This is a genomic window from Bacillus tuaregi (assembly GCF_900104575.1).
In the GTDB taxonomy this organism is placed as follows: domain Bacteria; phylum Bacillota; class Bacilli; order Bacillales; family Cytobacillaceae; genus Bacillus_BD; species Bacillus_BD tuaregi.
Map to the genome: position 1 here is coordinate 2,894,150 of NZ_LT629731.1, position 14,216 is coordinate 2,908,365.

Annotated in this window: 20 protein-coding genes; 8 read left to right on the forward strand and 12 right to left on the reverse strand. The window is 36.1% G+C overall.

Annotated features, from left to right (window positions below):
• Window positions 1-181 precede the first annotated feature (181 nt).
• Complete coding sequence (locus BQ5321_RS16190) at window positions 182-460, reverse strand: Fpa/YlaN family protein (RefSeq protein WP_071395470.1); 279 nt, start codon at window positions 458-460, stop codon at window positions 182-184.
• A 220-nt stretch (window positions 461-680) separates the two neighbouring features.
• Here BQ5321_RS16190 and BQ5321_RS16195 point away from each other — a divergent pair, with 220 nt between their 5' ends.
• The gene (locus tag BQ5321_RS16195) at window positions 681-1,175 is read left to right on the forward strand and encodes a molybdopterin-binding protein (RefSeq protein WP_071395471.1); all 495 of its coding nucleotides are present in this window, start codon (window positions 681-683) and stop codon (window positions 1,173-1,175) included.
• Window positions 1,176-1,246: 71 nt separating this feature from the next.
• Here BQ5321_RS16195 and BQ5321_RS16200 read toward each other — a convergent pair whose 3' ends face one another.
• Window positions 1,247-2,575 (reverse strand): PhoH family protein, encoded by a 1,329-nt coding sequence (locus BQ5321_RS16200; protein ID WP_071395472.1) that lies wholly within the window; start codon window positions 2,573-2,575, stop codon window positions 1,247-1,249.
• A 358-nt stretch (window positions 2,576-2,933) separates the two neighbouring features.
• Here BQ5321_RS16200 and BQ5321_RS16205 point away from each other — a divergent pair, with 358 nt between their 5' ends.
• Complete coding sequence (locus BQ5321_RS16205; RefSeq protein WP_139187816.1) at window positions 2,934-3,518, forward strand: YhcN/YlaJ family sporulation lipoprotein; 585 nt, start codon at window positions 2,934-2,936, stop codon at window positions 3,516-3,518.
• A gap of 67 nt (window positions 3,519-3,585) precedes the next feature.
• Here the strand turns inward: BQ5321_RS16205 and BQ5321_RS16210 are convergent, their stop codons facing one another.
• On the reverse strand, window positions 3,586-4,041 hold the full coding sequence (locus BQ5321_RS16210; protein ID WP_071395473.1) for a pyridoxamine 5'-phosphate oxidase family protein: 456 nt from the start codon (window positions 4,039-4,041) through the stop codon (window positions 3,586-3,588).
• Window positions 4,042-4,494: 453 nt separating this feature from the next.
• On the opposite strand from BQ5321_RS16210, the gene BQ5321_RS16215 reads away from it, so the two are divergent.
• A complete protein-coding gene (locus tag BQ5321_RS16215; protein ID WP_071395474.1) occupies window positions 4,495-4,698 on the forward strand; it encodes a YlaI family protein in 204 nt (67 codons plus the stop codon).
• A 46-nt stretch (window positions 4,699-4,744) separates the two neighbouring features.
• Here the strand turns inward: BQ5321_RS16215 and BQ5321_RS16220 are convergent, their stop codons facing one another.
• The 3 genes from BQ5321_RS16220 to typA form a co-directional block, all read right to left on the reverse strand.
• Window positions 4,745-5,032 carry a hypothetical protein gene (locus BQ5321_RS16220; protein ID WP_071395475.1) on the reverse strand — a complete coding sequence of 96 codons (288 nt, stop codon included), beginning with the start codon at window positions 5,030-5,032 and terminating at the stop codon, window positions 4,745-4,747.
• Window positions 5,033-5,059: 27 nt separating this feature from the next.
• Window positions 5,060-5,359, reverse strand: coding sequence for a YlaH-like family protein (locus BQ5321_RS16225; RefSeq protein WP_071395476.1), 300 nt, complete (start codon window positions 5,357-5,359; stop codon window positions 5,060-5,062).
• A gap of 169 nt (window positions 5,360-5,528) precedes the next feature.
• Window positions 5,529-7,370, reverse strand: a complete 1,842-nt coding sequence (gene typA, locus BQ5321_RS16230) for a translational GTPase TypA (protein ID WP_071395477.1) — start codon at window positions 7,368-7,370, stop codon at window positions 5,529-5,531.
• A 209-nt stretch (window positions 7,371-7,579) separates the two neighbouring features.
• Here typA and BQ5321_RS16235 point away from each other — a divergent pair, with 209 nt between their 5' ends.
• Window positions 7,580-7,765 carry a YlaF family protein gene (locus tag BQ5321_RS16235; RefSeq protein ID WP_071395478.1) on the forward strand — a complete coding sequence of 62 codons (186 nt, stop codon included), beginning with the start codon at window positions 7,580-7,582 and terminating at the stop codon, window positions 7,763-7,765.
• 44 nt (window positions 7,766-7,809) lie between these two features.
• Here the strand turns inward: BQ5321_RS16235 and BQ5321_RS16240 are convergent, their stop codons facing one another.
• Entirely contained in the window at window positions 7,810-8,610 is an 801-nt protein-coding gene (locus BQ5321_RS16240) for an inositol monophosphatase family protein (protein ID WP_071395479.1), read from the reverse strand.
• A 172-nt stretch (window positions 8,611-8,782) separates the two neighbouring features.
• The gene (locus BQ5321_RS16245) at window positions 8,783-8,977 is read right to left on the reverse strand and encodes a hypothetical protein (RefSeq protein WP_071395480.1); all 195 of its coding nucleotides are present in this window, start codon (window positions 8,975-8,977) and stop codon (window positions 8,783-8,785) included.
• 223 nt (window positions 8,978-9,200) lie between these two features.
• On the opposite strand from BQ5321_RS16245, the gene BQ5321_RS16250 reads away from it, so the two are divergent.
• Entirely contained in the window at window positions 9,201-9,824 is a 624-nt protein-coding gene (locus BQ5321_RS16250) for a YktB family protein (protein ID WP_071395481.1), read from the forward strand.
• Window positions 9,825-9,938: 114 nt separating this feature from the next.
• Here the strand turns inward: BQ5321_RS16250 and BQ5321_RS16255 are convergent, their stop codons facing one another.
• Window positions 9,939-10,214, reverse strand: a complete 276-nt coding sequence (locus tag BQ5321_RS16255; RefSeq protein WP_071395482.1) for a UPF0223 family protein — start codon at window positions 10,212-10,214, stop codon at window positions 9,939-9,941.
• 284 nt (window positions 10,215-10,498) lie between these two features.
• On the opposite strand from BQ5321_RS16255, the gene BQ5321_RS16260 reads away from it, so the two are divergent.
• Window positions 10,499-11,968 carry an aminotransferase class I/II-fold pyridoxal phosphate-dependent enzyme gene (locus BQ5321_RS16260; RefSeq protein ID WP_071395483.1) on the forward strand — a complete coding sequence of 490 codons (1,470 nt, stop codon included), beginning with the start codon at window positions 10,499-10,501 and terminating at the stop codon, window positions 11,966-11,968.
• Window positions 11,969-12,037: 69 nt separating this feature from the next.
• Here the strand turns inward: BQ5321_RS16260 and BQ5321_RS23810 are convergent, their stop codons facing one another.
• A complete protein-coding gene (locus BQ5321_RS23810; RefSeq protein WP_390622171.1) occupies window positions 12,038-12,163 on the reverse strand; it encodes a GapA-binding peptide SR1P in 126 nt (41 codons plus the stop codon).
• A 204-nt stretch (window positions 12,164-12,367) separates the two neighbouring features.
• On the reverse strand, window positions 12,368-12,667 hold the full coding sequence (locus BQ5321_RS16265; RefSeq protein WP_071395484.1) for a DUF3055 domain-containing protein: 300 nt from the start codon (window positions 12,665-12,667) through the stop codon (window positions 12,368-12,370).
• Window positions 12,668-12,859: 192 nt separating this feature from the next.
• Between BQ5321_RS16265 and BQ5321_RS16270 the strand changes: the two genes are divergently transcribed.
• The gene (locus BQ5321_RS16270; protein WP_084786835.1) at window positions 12,860-13,294 is read left to right on the forward strand and encodes a DUF1885 family protein; all 435 of its coding nucleotides are present in this window, start codon (window positions 12,860-12,862) and stop codon (window positions 13,292-13,294) included.
• A 58-nt stretch (window positions 13,295-13,352) separates the two neighbouring features.
• Here the strand turns inward: BQ5321_RS16270 and BQ5321_RS16275 are convergent, their stop codons facing one another.
• Complete coding sequence (locus BQ5321_RS16275) at window positions 13,353-13,592, reverse strand: hypothetical protein (protein ID WP_071395486.1); 240 nt, start codon at window positions 13,590-13,592, stop codon at window positions 13,353-13,355.
• 205 nt (window positions 13,593-13,797) lie between these two features.
• Here BQ5321_RS16275 and BQ5321_RS16280 point away from each other — a divergent pair, with 205 nt between their 5' ends.
• A complete protein-coding gene (locus BQ5321_RS16280) occupies window positions 13,798-14,175 on the forward strand; it encodes a hypothetical protein (protein WP_084786836.1) in 378 nt (125 codons plus the stop codon).
• The last annotated feature ends 41 nt before the right edge of the window (window positions 14,176-14,216 follow it).

The following is a 14,216-nucleotide window of genomic DNA, read 5'->3' on the forward strand; positions in this document are numbered from 1 at the left end:
TGAAAGTAAATTGTATTTTTTATATCATACTAGTTAAAACCCACTCACGCAATAATCATTTTTAAATTTTTTTGATAAGTATGTCATTTTTCCTCTATTTATTATAGAATCTGCCTACATTAAAGCCTGATGAATTCGATAAAAAAACTCAAACAAAATAGCCATTGTTTGAGTCTAACACTTATTTCTTTATGGATTCATGTAAAAGCAGTAATTCCTTTTCTAAATCATCCAAGATCGCTTTACCATCATATTCATCTATTAGCCCAAGTCGAACCGCAAAGTCTATTTCACGCGATAAACCAAACATCTGCGTGTCCAAAACATCTTCATAGAGAGGGCATTGTGGCATTGTCAGATTATCCATTTGTACTTTAATTAGCTTTAATATTTTATCAGCATCAGCTTTTAATAACTGATTTGCTTTTTCTTTGTGATCAATAGCCATTTCAGAAGCCAAAGTTGATCCCCCCTATTTTGAAAGCGATTATCCTATCTTTTAAATTTTATACTTTTGGTTTCAAAAATGCAAGGCATTATCTATAAAGATGCGCACGGAAGCAATAGCTGATATCCGTTTCGTGAAGGTACATTCCATGACATAGCTATTTTTTTAAAGTATAATTTGCTTATTAATTCAATAGTGTGAGCACGTGACATTGAACAAAGAGGAGGATATTATGGAGAACATTATATTCATTAATGGAAAGGTCAAATTCCCTATTACACTTGATCCATCTGTTTGGATATTTGACGAGCGTAAGCTAGATTTAGATACATATTTCGATCAACAGGAGACAGCTGTTAATGAATTAGAGGAATATACGAAATCTATTTCCAAGCATTGGGACCGAGAGATAGTGGAGGGCGCACAGCTTCCTGGCACGAAAAAAAAGGAAAAAACATTTATTAAAGAAACTATGTTAACAGGCAGCTTTGGGATTCGTTTTCAGCCTTTTTTAGAAAATGCAGAACCCTCCGATGATGCAAGGTTTGTTGTGATAGAAAGTGATGAGGATGAATATACTCTTCCGATTGAAGAAGCCCAACATATTATTTTAGGATTTTCCACAAAAGGTAAACCTCTTACTGAGGATGGGCCAGTCCATGTATATCTTAATAAAGATAGTAAGGACCATCCTATTAAAAAAATCAAAAGCTTTAGAGTAGAGTAGATACACAACTATGTCTATCAGTCTTAAATGGAAAAGGAGAAAAAGCTTTTACTTTTTCTCCTTTTCATTTATTAAAGTAGGTCAGCTGCTAACTGCGCAATACCAGACCTTTCTCCTTTGACTAATTTAACATGACCAGCAATTTTTTGATCCTTGAACCGTTCGACCACATATGTAAGGCCGTTATTGTACGCATCTAAATATGGATGGTCAATCTGCTCCGGATCTCCCATTAATACAATTTTACTTCCTTCACCTACTCTAGTTAGAATGGTTTTTACTTCATGCTTTGTGAGGTTTTGCGCCTCATCAATAATAATATATTGATCCGGTATACTTCTCCCTCTAATATAGGTTAATGCTTCGACTTCTATAGAACCCATCCCAGCTAGAATAGCTTCAAGTTCTCCAGGTTTTTTTGCATTAAATAAATATTCAAGATTATCATATATTGGCTGCATCCATGGTCTCAGCTTCTCCTGCTTCTCGCCTGGTAGAAAGCCTAGATCTTTTCCAACTGGTACGATTGGTCTTGCCACTAATAGTTTTTTGTAATCTCCAAGGTCCTCGGATTGCATCAAGCCTGCTGCTAAAGCCAATAGGGTTTTTCCTGTTCCAGCCTTCCCGATTAAAGTTACTAAGGGCAAATCATTCCTTAATAATAATTCAACCGCCATTGTTTGTTGGACATTTCGTGGTTTAATTCCCCAAATATGGTCATGATCAAAAACTAACTTTTTCACTTTATGAGCATTTTGGTCAACCATTCCAATTGCCGAGGACGACGAACCAAGTGCATCTTTTAGAAGTATAAATTGATTCGGATAGAATGGATGATTAGCAATTTCAGTTAAGAGCAACTCCCCCTTTTCATAAAAACGATTTAATAAGTCTGTTTCAATAAAAATATTTATATAACCTGTGTAAATATGGTCATTTTCCACAACACGATCGCTAAGGAAGTCTTCCGATAATAGACCAATCGCATCTGCCTTTACTCTTACAAGAGCATCCTTGCTAACAAGGATGACTTGTTTCCCATTTTCCTTTGTTTCCTCTTCCAGGGATAAATTCTTTGCCACAGCTAAAATACGGTTATCATTAGTCTTTTCAATAAAGATCTCTTGAAGCTGATGAAATGAGCGATGGTTAAGCTCAATCCGGATTTCTCCACCATTTTCAAGCGTTATCCCCTCGTGTAATTTTCCTGTTTGCCTCAAACCATCAATCATTCTCGCAACCTGTCGTGCATTTCTTCCGATTTCATCCATATATCGTTTTTTTGAATCTACTTCCTCCAGCACTACAGCTGGAATAATGACTTCATTCTCTTCAAAGGAGAAAATAGAATAAGGATCCTGCAGTAATACATTCGTATCTAACACGTATATTTTACTCAACCCGATGCCTCCTGCTCCTATGCGCTCTATTTGCTGTGATGCGCTCATTTATCTATTGGCAAACTTCGAGATGGTTTTCTGTCTTCTATAATATGTTGTTTACAGCAATCTGTTCACCCTTAACGCAGAGTACTTCTTCTATCCCTTCACAGAGCTGGTCTTGAACGACGGTTAATTTCCAGGATGCCACACCCCTTCATTTATGACTAAAGTAGGACAGTTTGTTCTTTGGTAAAATATATGTTTTTTTGCATAAAGATAGAAGGTAAATTGCACAATAACTAATAATGATTTCAATAATAATTGAAATAATCCCTATTACGTAAAACGGTTGTCATCATTTAGGAGGTGTTTTGAATTGAAGGCATACATCATGCTTCTTTTCAGTTTGCTTATCTTAGCAAGTTGCGGAGGAAATAATGAGGCTGGAAATGATAAGCAGCAGCAAACCATCAATGTGAAGAACAGCACCATCCAGGAGGTAGATAAACAGACAGGTCAAGAGATTTCAAAACATTTAGCAGATCTTGCCACAAGTATTCCAAATGTGAACGATGCCACTGCCGTAGTCCTCGGCAGGTATGCTCTTGTCGGCATTGATGTGAACAAAAATTTGGACCGTTCCGAGGTTGGTTCTATTAAGTATACAGTAGCAGAGAGCCTAAAAAATGATCCAAACGGTGCAAGAGCCATTGTTGTCGCAGACCCAGATATAAATGCACGATTAAAGGAAATAGCTGATGATATTCAAAGTGGAGAGCCGATTCAAGGAATTATGAATGAACTTGCTGATATTTCCGGACGACTCATGCCAGAGGTTCCGGCCGATTTAAAAGATCCAAACCCTAAAAATACACTGCATGAGCAAAAAAATAAGTTAAATAATAATGAAGAGCGGAAGCTTGATCAAAAGCAAGAGGAGCAATCCAATCATCATAAATAATCACTCACGTAAATTCACTCTGCAGAAGTCCTCCATTTCTAAGGAGAATAAAAAAAGCTTAGTTCTACTAAGCTTTTTTTATTGCACTCATAACCTGGTTGTCTAAACGTTTCGCCGCTTTTAGGTCATAGGTTTTATCATATTCTGGCAGGACTGTTAGTTTTGAGCCATAAAACATCACATCTCTAACTTCCGCTACATCCATTTGTACAAGTGCGAGCTTTAATGGGACCCCAGTCATTTTATCTTGTTCTATGCGGGCATCTCCGCTTATCGAGTATGTAGATTCGTTTACCATAACATTAATGACCGCTTTTGGGTTTTGTTTAATATTTGCCACAATTCGCGAACGATTATCAACAGCAAATAAAATGGTTTTTTCATCCTTTGCCATTACCCAGGAAATAGCACTTACATTCGGTCCACTCGTCTCATGGTCAATCGTAGCAAGTAGTACAAAGCGCTCTTTTTGTAGAAAATCAAAAATTGGTTTCGTTAATTCCGGTTCTACTTGATTAGCCATCTTCATCCCCCTTTTTATTACCATCATCATATTATTAAAACAACTAACTTTCAACGATTTCACATACAATTTCAATTTTTTCACGACAAAAATTCGTAACTAATCGAAACATATTATATAATTAACATTATTTCTATGTATAATGGTAATTAAACGAATGATAGGCTGTTAAATTTCCGTTTGGTTTTTTTAATTAGCTCTGTTAAAGCATAGTGTTGATTTTTTAGCAGGTTGATTTTTTAGCAGGTTGATTTTCGTTCCAGGCACGAAGACTCCTGCAGGAGAAGCGAGACAGTCGAGACCCCACAGACACGAAGTGTCGAGGAGGCTCGACGGTCGCCTGCGGAAAGCGAAGTGCCTGGAACGAAAATCAACATCCAAGATTAACAGAGCCTTAAATTAAGAGACAATAGACAAAACAAGAATGATTTTAATCCTTTGAGGTGTTTAAAAATGAGAGTAAAATGCGTTATTTGCGATAAAATTGAATCCATTGAAGATAATTCCTTCCAAGCCAAGCGGCTGCGAAATAGACCCATTTATACGTATATGTGCAAAGCATGTACAAAACGCATCACAGAAAATACGGAAAAGCGAATAGCCACCGGAAATTTTCAGCTTTATCGAACAAAAAAGAATGAAAACGATTGGGAATAAGCCTGTGTCTATTCCATAAAAAAAGCGCCGTGAATACGGCGTTTTTTTAGTCCGGATAGTTCTGGTATCTATCTGGACTTTCATTAATTTGATTAAGCATCACTTCGATTAATTCCTGAGGAAAACGGGTACTCCGTTGTTCTCCTTCAAGGCAATAAGAAATCTGATAAAAGCCGTTTTCCTTCTTCACTTCAATCTCTGAAAGACCTAACTCCTCCATTAATATGGACCTAAACATTTCTTCCGTTTCGGCAGCAGCTTTATCATCAGGTCTTTCTTCTATGACCACTTTTATCGTTAACCAATTATAAATCGCATCTTGAATCTTTTCCATTTAGAATACTCCTAATCAGCATGATACTCATGCGTTTTTATGTCTATGTAGACGTATTTTATAGATAATAAGAATGAGCGCTGCTACAACGAGCCCCTCGGCAATAGGTAGAAAGATGGCTAAAAACGTTAAAAATGTACAACCAAAGATTAAAAATAAATAAATGATGACCGATTTCAACAATGGCAGTTTTTGCGCAAAGCCAAGTTTAAAAACAATAATACTTAAGAGTAAGATTGTGATATACAATAGCCACATTCCAAGATCGGAATTAACATTCACTTTATATAAAGCAGCAAAAAAAGATAATTTTTCCGTAATATCCATAATGTTTTGTCTCCTTCTTTTTTCAAAACTCCTAATCTTAAGATTACTATACTATTTTTCGACAAACCGTTCAACATTCTTAGTTCTCTTATCAAGGATTTATATGTCAATGTCAACAAGCAAAAAAATAAAAGGAGACAAATTGTCTCCTTTTATTTTTTCACATAGATTATGCCTGAACTTCAGCACCTTTTTTCTTTTTTGCTGCTTTTTCACGCTCATTTTTATTAAGAATTTTCTTACGTAAACGAATCGATTCTGGAGTAACCTCACAATACTCGTCTTCATTTAGATATTCCAACGACTCTTCCAACGTTAAAATTCGTGGTTTTTTCATTGTATTTGTTTGGTCCTTCGTCGCAGAACGAACATTTGTCTGTTGCTTCATTTTTGTTATATTAACGGTAAGATCGTTTTCACGATTATGCTCTCCAACAATCATACCTTCATAAATTTCTGTACCAGCATCGACAAAGATAACTCCACGGTCCTCTACTCCCATAATTCCATAAGTAGTGGCTTTTCCATTTTCCATTGAAACAAGTACACCTTGACGTCTGCCACCGACTTGTCCTGGCTGCATCGGCTTATAGCTATCAAAGGTATGGTTCATAATTCCGTACCCACGTGTTAATGTTAAGAATTCAGTAGAATATCCAATCAAACCTCTTGCAGGTACATTAAAGATAAGTCGAACTTGACCATTACCATTGTTAATCATATCAAGCAATTCACCTTTACGGGCACCCATTGATTCCATAACCGAACCAGTATGCTCTTCAGGTACATCAATTTGAACACGTTCAACCGGCTCACAGCGTACTCCATCAATAACCCGCACGATAACTTCCGGTTTAGACACTTGAAGCTCATAACCTTCACGACGCATATTTTCAATCAAGATTGATAAATGCAGTTCCCCACGTCCAGAGACAATCCAGGCATCTGGTGAATCCGTATTATCAACACGTAAACTCACATCTGTTTGTAGCTGTGCACGAAGTCTTTCTTCAATTTTTCTTGAAGTCACATATTTCCCTTCACGGCCAGCAAACGGGCTGTTATTGACGACAAATTCCATTTGTAGGGTTGGTTCATCAATTCTTAGAATTGGTAATGCTTCTTGATGCTCAACAGGACATACCGTTTCCCCGACATTAATGTCTTCCATACCAGAAACGGCAATTAAATCACCCGCATAAGCTTCTTCAATTTCTAATCGTTTTAAACCAAAAAAGCCCATTAACTTTGTTACTCTAAACTGTTTTACTGAGCCATCCAACTTCATTAAGGCAACTGACTGACCAACTTTTATTGTACCGCGAAAAACACGTCCAATTCCGATTCTGCCTACAAAGTCATTATAGTCTAATAAAGCAACCTGGAATTGAAGTGGCTCTTCACGGTTATCAATTGGAGCAGGAATATGGTCCAAAATCGTATCATAAAGTACTTCCATGTTTTCATCTTGTTTTTCCGGATCTGTACTGGCTGTGCCATTAATACCAGAAGCATAAATAACCGGGAATTCAAGCTGGTCTTCGTCTGCACCCAATTCAATAAACAAATCGATTACTTCATCAACTACTTCTGTTGGACGGGCAAAATCACGGTCAATTTTATTAACGACAACAATTGGAGTTATTTTTTGCTCCAATGCTTTTTTAAGAACGAAACGAGTCTGCGGCATCGTTCCTTCATATGCATCAACAACTAAAAGTACACCGTCTACCATTTTCATAATACGTTCCACTTCACCACCGAAGTCGGCATGTCCTGGTGTATCAAGAATGTTTATTCTTTTATTTTTATACTGAATCGCTGTATTTTTTGCTAAAATAGTAATACCACGTTCTCTTTCGATATCATTAGAATCCATTGCCCGTTCTTCTACATGTTCATTTGTACGGAAGGTACCAGACTGCTTTAACAACTGATCTACTAATGTCGTTTTACCATGGTCTACGTGGGCAATGATTGCTATATTACGAATATCTTCTCTCGTTTTCAAAAAACTTCCTCCTACCTATATTTAAGGTCAAACCTTTGCTAGCTAACCAATAGAGTGATTTATATCACAGTAACGAACTTTTAAGCTTAACTGAGATATTATAACACAATAGAGTGGCAAAGAAATAATTTTTTGTGTAAAATATGATTAAAGTTTTTCAAATGATTTAAATTTTTACTCTTATTTCACTTTTTACTGGAGGTGTAATCTTGAAAAAAATTAAATGGTTACCATTATTATTAGCATTTCTTGCAACCGCATGTATGGCAGGGATTGGTATTGCAGTTGCGGAAAGAAGCATAGTAGGAATAACTGGAAGCATGATACTGCTTATTTTTATCATGGGCTTCGGCTTTATGCAAAAGAAAAAAATGAGGGAAAATGGGATTCTTTAATCCCTTTCCCTCATTTTTTCTTATCCATTTGATTGATTTAATTGCTACCAGCTGCCCTTCTGGAGATAATTCTCAAATATTTCATCATAAAGTCCTGGTTTGGCAATAAAAATAGAGCATTGCTCCAGCATGTTGAGTGGTTTTCCTCTTAAATCAGTAACAACCCCACCCAGTTCCTCAACCAATATTTTACCTGCTGCAAAATCCCACGGTGACAACCTTAAAGAGATATAAGCATCAAGTCTTCCAGCCGCCACGTACGCGAACTCAAGTGCGGCACAGCCATATGATCGAGTACCTCTTCCCTTTTTGACTAGCGGTGCAAGAATCCCCGAATCAATTCTATTATTTTCAATTACCCAAGTTGCATTAATCCCAATGATACTATCCGATAATTTTACCTGTTCTAACTGATTAAGACGCGTATCATTCATGTAAGCTCCCTTACCCTTAACCGCATAATATAGTTCATCGCTCACTACATCATAGATTAAACCAATCATCCCGACACCATTTTCATAAATGCCAATTGAAATGGCGAAATTCCGCTGCATATGCACAAAATTCATGGTACCATCAATTGGATCAATCATCCATATGATACCCTCTAATATTTCCGGAGAGTCACCAAACCCTTCCTCTCCAATGATTTTATGCCCTGGATAATGCTGTCGTATCTTCGCAATGAAGAATTGTTCAATAGACTTATCCATTTCTGTCACTAAATCATTACGATTTGATTTAGTTTGTATGTCCAATGTTTTATTAAATGAATTCTTTATCATTTGCGCTGCTTGGTTCATCCAGTTTTTTGCATTTGCCTCAACGTCCGACCAATTTGTCATTCTATACCTCCGCACCATTAGATTCAAAAATTAATTAAGTTTACTTTATTTTAAGCTATTTTTTAAAGAGAACCAACCTTGGAGGGCAAAACATAAAAAACGAACTCTTTTTTACTTACAGAGTTCGTTTCTAAAAAATAACTATATTCTTCATTTTTCTCTCTATCTCCTTTTAAAGAGCCTTTAGCGTAAGAAGTTCCTGTCTAATTTTTTCAAGCCTCGCTTTACTTTCCTTTTTCTTGTTTTCATTATTTTCTCCCATCGCCTCAAATAATACAGCCAGCTCATAATCCATCTCTAATCTTAAAACAGCTTTTCTTTCCTTTTCTATCGCTTTCTTTTTCACTGAATTCATTACTTGCTTCATTGACAGTACACCCCTTCCAAGCATAATTTTTCAGTATTAGAAATCTGATTATTTGTATTATTATATTATGTGGTTCTAACTATTCTTGCAACAAATTTGCACACTCGCCTATCAAGCTACTTACGTTGAATTTGTGGTTGATCCTTTATAAAATCATCTTTCTTCTTGTCTTTAGATGTATGTGATAAAATATTTGTCAGGTATGACACAGGAGGTAAAGGAAATGACATTCACAGGGTTTACAGAATCAGATTTTGAAGTTTTTTCTATAGATGGACTAGAGAATCGTATGGATGCTTTAATCACTCATATTCGTCCAAAGCTAGATGCACTCGGCCAACACTTCGCACCAACATTGTCAGTTATGACTGGCGAAGAAATATATGCCCATGTCGCGAAGCACGCACGCCGAACAGTGAATCCACCAAACGATACATGGGTAGCATTTGCCAACAATTCCAGAGGCTATAAGATGGTACCACATTTTCAGATTGGATTATGGGGATCACACGTCTTTATTTGGTTTGCCATGATTTATGAAGCGCCTAAAAAGGCTGACTATGGAAAGATATTACAAGCAAAGGTTAACCAAATACACCATGACATTCCAAATGATTTTGTTTGGTCCATTGACCATATGAAGCCAGGGGCTTCAAAGCATTCCGAATTGACAGAAGGAGAGCTGACAGACATGTTTGTCCGCTTGCAAACGATTAAAAAATCCGAATTACTTTGTGGTTATCAAATCCCAAGAGATGAGGCCGTCAAAATGTCAGGACAGCAATTTCTTGACCAAGCCCAGTTTGTATTTAACACCCTTATGCCTTTATACAAACTGGTTCATTAAGCACTGCAAATACAATAACGGTAAGATATATAAGGCAATTTGCTAAGCTGGAAACCTAATCCTCCTAAATCAAGTCTAGGAGGATTAGGTTTGTTTTTCATTATATGCAGCAAATTATGAATGCATTCTTATTATTGAATCAGAATCTGCTTCTTTTCCCTTTTTCATCGTACGATAAAAGGAATAACCGCTAACTACCTCGAACTCTGCACATAGTTTTTTTTCCTGCGCTTTGCCCGGTACAATTTCTTTAAACCTTCTGTAAACATCAAGCAGCAGCTCACGTTTAACGCCTTTTTCATAGGCTTGTTCAATCGTTTCAAAAAAACGAATAACATCAATAATTTCTTCTGTTGACCAATCAGGATCAATCGGATATTGATACTCCATCTTTTCATCCCCTCTTTTGTTGTATAAAAGATAAAACAATCCTATTTAATTGTTCTCTTTTCATGTTTATTTTCCTTTATTATTTAGAAACTAAAGAAAAGACATTCTTTAAAAAACATCCATAATACTGGAAAAGGCAATATAAAATTATAAGTTTACCGTAAAAATTTATCTTTGCAAAGAATATTAATAGTGCTATAATTCATATGTTTTATGACTTCAATTCAGGACTAGAACTCTTTTTCTAGACATTAAGTATTATTATAAAAGGGTGTGGTAATAAATTGTCTCAGCAAAATACTCCGTTATTTAGCGGCTTAATTGAACACGCAAAAAAAAATCCAATTCAATTCCATATACCTGGACATAAAAAAGGAAGCGGAATTGCACCTGAATTTCGTGAATTCGTCGGCGATAATGCCTTGTCAATAGATTTAATTAATATCGGACCACTCGATGATCTGCATCAGCCCAAGGGAATGATTAAGGAAGCACAGGACCTAGCAGCAAAAGCCTTTGGGGCTGATCACACGTTTTTTTCCGTACAAGGGACAAGTGGTGCTATTATGGCGATGATTATGTCTGTCTGTGGACCAGGAGATAAAATCATTGTCCCACGTAATGTGCATAAATCCATCATGTCTGCTGTAATCCTCTCAGGTGCTATTCCAATCTTTATCCACCCTGAAATAGATAAAGAGCTTGGCATTTCACATGGGATTACAATCGACTCTGTCCAAAGAGCATTGGAGCAATATCCAGATGCCAAAGCATTATTGGTGATTAACCCAACTTATTTCGGAATTTCTGCCGATTTAAAATCCATTGTTGATCTCGCACACTCCTATAATGTCCCTGTTTTGGTTGATGAAGCTCATGGAGTACATATTCATTTCCATGATGAACTTCCTTTATCGGCGATGCAGGCAGGAGCTGATATGGCGGCTACTAGTGTTCATAAATTAGGCGGTTCCATGACGCAAAGCTCGATTCTTAACGTAAAAGGAAAGCTTGTATCCTACAAAAGGGTTCAATCCATACTAAGTATGTTAACAACGACTTCAACCTCTTACTTATTACTGGCCTCTTTAGATGTAGCACGAAAAGAGCTTGCCACAAATGGACGAGTACTTGTAGAGCGTGCCATTGGGCTTGCAAACTATATCCGCAGACAAATTAATGAAATCGAACATATCTATTGTGTTGGAGAAGAAATATTGGAGTCTGAAGCTGCTTATGATTATGATCCAACTAAATTAATTATTTCTGTTAAAAATCTTGGATTAACAGGCTATGACGTTGAAAAATGGTTAAGGAAAAATTACCATATTGAAGTGGAAATGTCTGACTTATATAACATCCTTTGCATTATTACACCAGGTGATTCAGAAAAGGAAGCAGATGTATTAATTACAGCCTTAAGGCATTTATCAGAAGAACGGCACGAGCTTGCTGAAAAAATCGAAACTCAAGTATTGCTTCCAGAAATACCAATTTTAGCTGTTTCTCCAAGAGATGCATTTTACTCTGAGACCGAGCTTATTCCTTTCGATGAATCAGAGGGTAGAGTCATAGCGGAGTTTATTATGGTCTATCCGCCAGGCATCCCTATTTTCATCCCCGGTGAAATTATTACCGAAGAAAACTTATTATACATTAAAAAGAATCGCGATGCTGGTCTCCCTGTACAAGGTCCGGAGGATTTCGATTTCCGTATGCTTCGCGTGATTAAAGAGCATCGGGCAATTCGCTAAAAAACATAATATATTATTAAGCAAAATAAAAAAGCATGCCGTCTGCATGCTTTTTTATTTGAACAACTATTATTTTTCTTCTTTATGATCATGTTTGCTACAAGTACAAATTGAAGAATAAAGTACCGTGACCTTTTCATCTTCAAAGTAATCAATTGTTGAATTGCAAACTTGACATACGATAGTACCCATCATTTCATCTCCCTTGTATTTAATCCTTCAATTAGTAAGCGTTTTAATTTCTTTATACATATAATAATATAACACTTTTCGAAAATCAACCCTAAATTGTATAACACATTTCGTCTATTTATACTACTATAACAAAAAAACGTTACCAATATTTGAACTATATGCTCAAATATCAGTAACGTTTTTTTGAAGCCTTCAATGAATCTATTAATAATACTGCGGTTCAAACGGCAACGCTGGCAATGTTTCGTTGAAAAATTCAGCCAATGCAGCTGCCTGTTGTCGATCATCGATTTTAAAAATAGCCTGTAGATACTCTATATCTTCAAGATCTTGCGGGTCGAGGAGTGTAGAACGGCCAGTTTGCATACAAATTACTAAAGGTTTGCCAAAAAATAAGTTCGTATAAACAATACCAAAGTCATAACGAGCAACTTCAGTCGTAAAACCTACAAAACGAACTTTTACCTTTTCATCTTCATCGTATAGTTTTTCAAATAGTTCCATTTTCATTTCTCCTCCCTAAAAAAGCTGTTTCTTTAGAATATTATTATATTTTAATATATGTAGTTTATGCAATTTGTTATGAAAATGTTTTGAAAATTGTCATAAGTTTTCAAACAATGTTAGAATAAACATTGGAGGATGTATACATCTTTAATATTCAGTCAATAGTTCATCAAAAGGATGGGGATCGTAATGTCAAGTACAGCATACATCAAGCTAGTTCCAGCTTCCATTAAACAAACAATCACAATGGAAGAGTTAAAGGAAATGCTTGAATACTACAAAGAAATAACAACAAAAACTGGAGAGCAGCTTAGTTGGCCATATAGTCAAGCTGCATTTCCATATGAAATAAAGGAAGAAATTAATAATCATAAAACAGTACTCTGTCTAGCCGCTACCCAAGACCGCTATCATTCTATCTGGCTCAGCATTGAACAGTCACAGGCTGTGAATACTAACACTGATGAAGCACCACAAACCTATATACAGCTCTTACTATCAAACCGTTCTACCCATGGCGATAAAGGGAAAGCAAATGAATTATCTAAATTCCTTGCGAAAAAGCTGCAGGGAGAACTTCAATTATTTAATGGCCGTGTTATGTACTATTACAAACGAAAATAATCTAGCTTAATTCGTCCTAATACCTATGGTAAAAAGAATCCCTGTTTAGACATGCTTTTTACCATAGGGATAGCATAGCCATATGAAAGAAGCCGTATAAACATAGACTAAATATAGTAATCATTACGGTCTTCCTTGTAGATTGGGTAAATTGATTACCAATCACGATGGCAAGATAAATAAAGATAAAAAACATCATCAATTTATAGATAAACCAATCTAAAGATGAAAGCCATTCAATAAAAGTAAAGCCACTCCAAATCATTAACTGAATGATGACAACAGTATATACCCGCATATATAACACCACCATTGATTAAGTACAATGCAAGTCTACTGTAAAATATATGTATGAGCCTTCTTACTTATTTTTCAATTATGTAACAATTAAATAACAATACAGATATTGGCAATTATGTGTGGTATCATATTGCTTACATTCATAAGCAGAATTATTTTGACTGATTATTACGATTTATCTAGTAAAGCGAGGCTTTGAATACATGAGAGGGAAACCCATCCTATTATTGGCTTCTACATTATTGTTAATCATTTCTTGTGACAAAAGAGAGCCGCAGCATTCATTAAATGTTGACCATAATACAAAGCAAATTGTATTTTTTTCCGATGATAAGGCTTTAGAGCAAGAGGTTTCCTATTATGATGCCATAATCGAGTTGAAGCAGGAATATCCAGAGGAGATGAAACACATGAAAATTCTCTCGGCTTCAGAACTGGACGAGTATGGTAATCTCTTTAAAGTCGATCATTGCCCCGCACTGCTTGTATATTATCGCAACAAGGTCATCGTCGAAATAGAAGGGAAAGCTTCAACAGCGGATATTATTTCATCCATTTCAAGGGTTTTATCTTCCTCCTAGAAATGCTGATAATGTCCGTTTTACTATATATGGGGGATAGA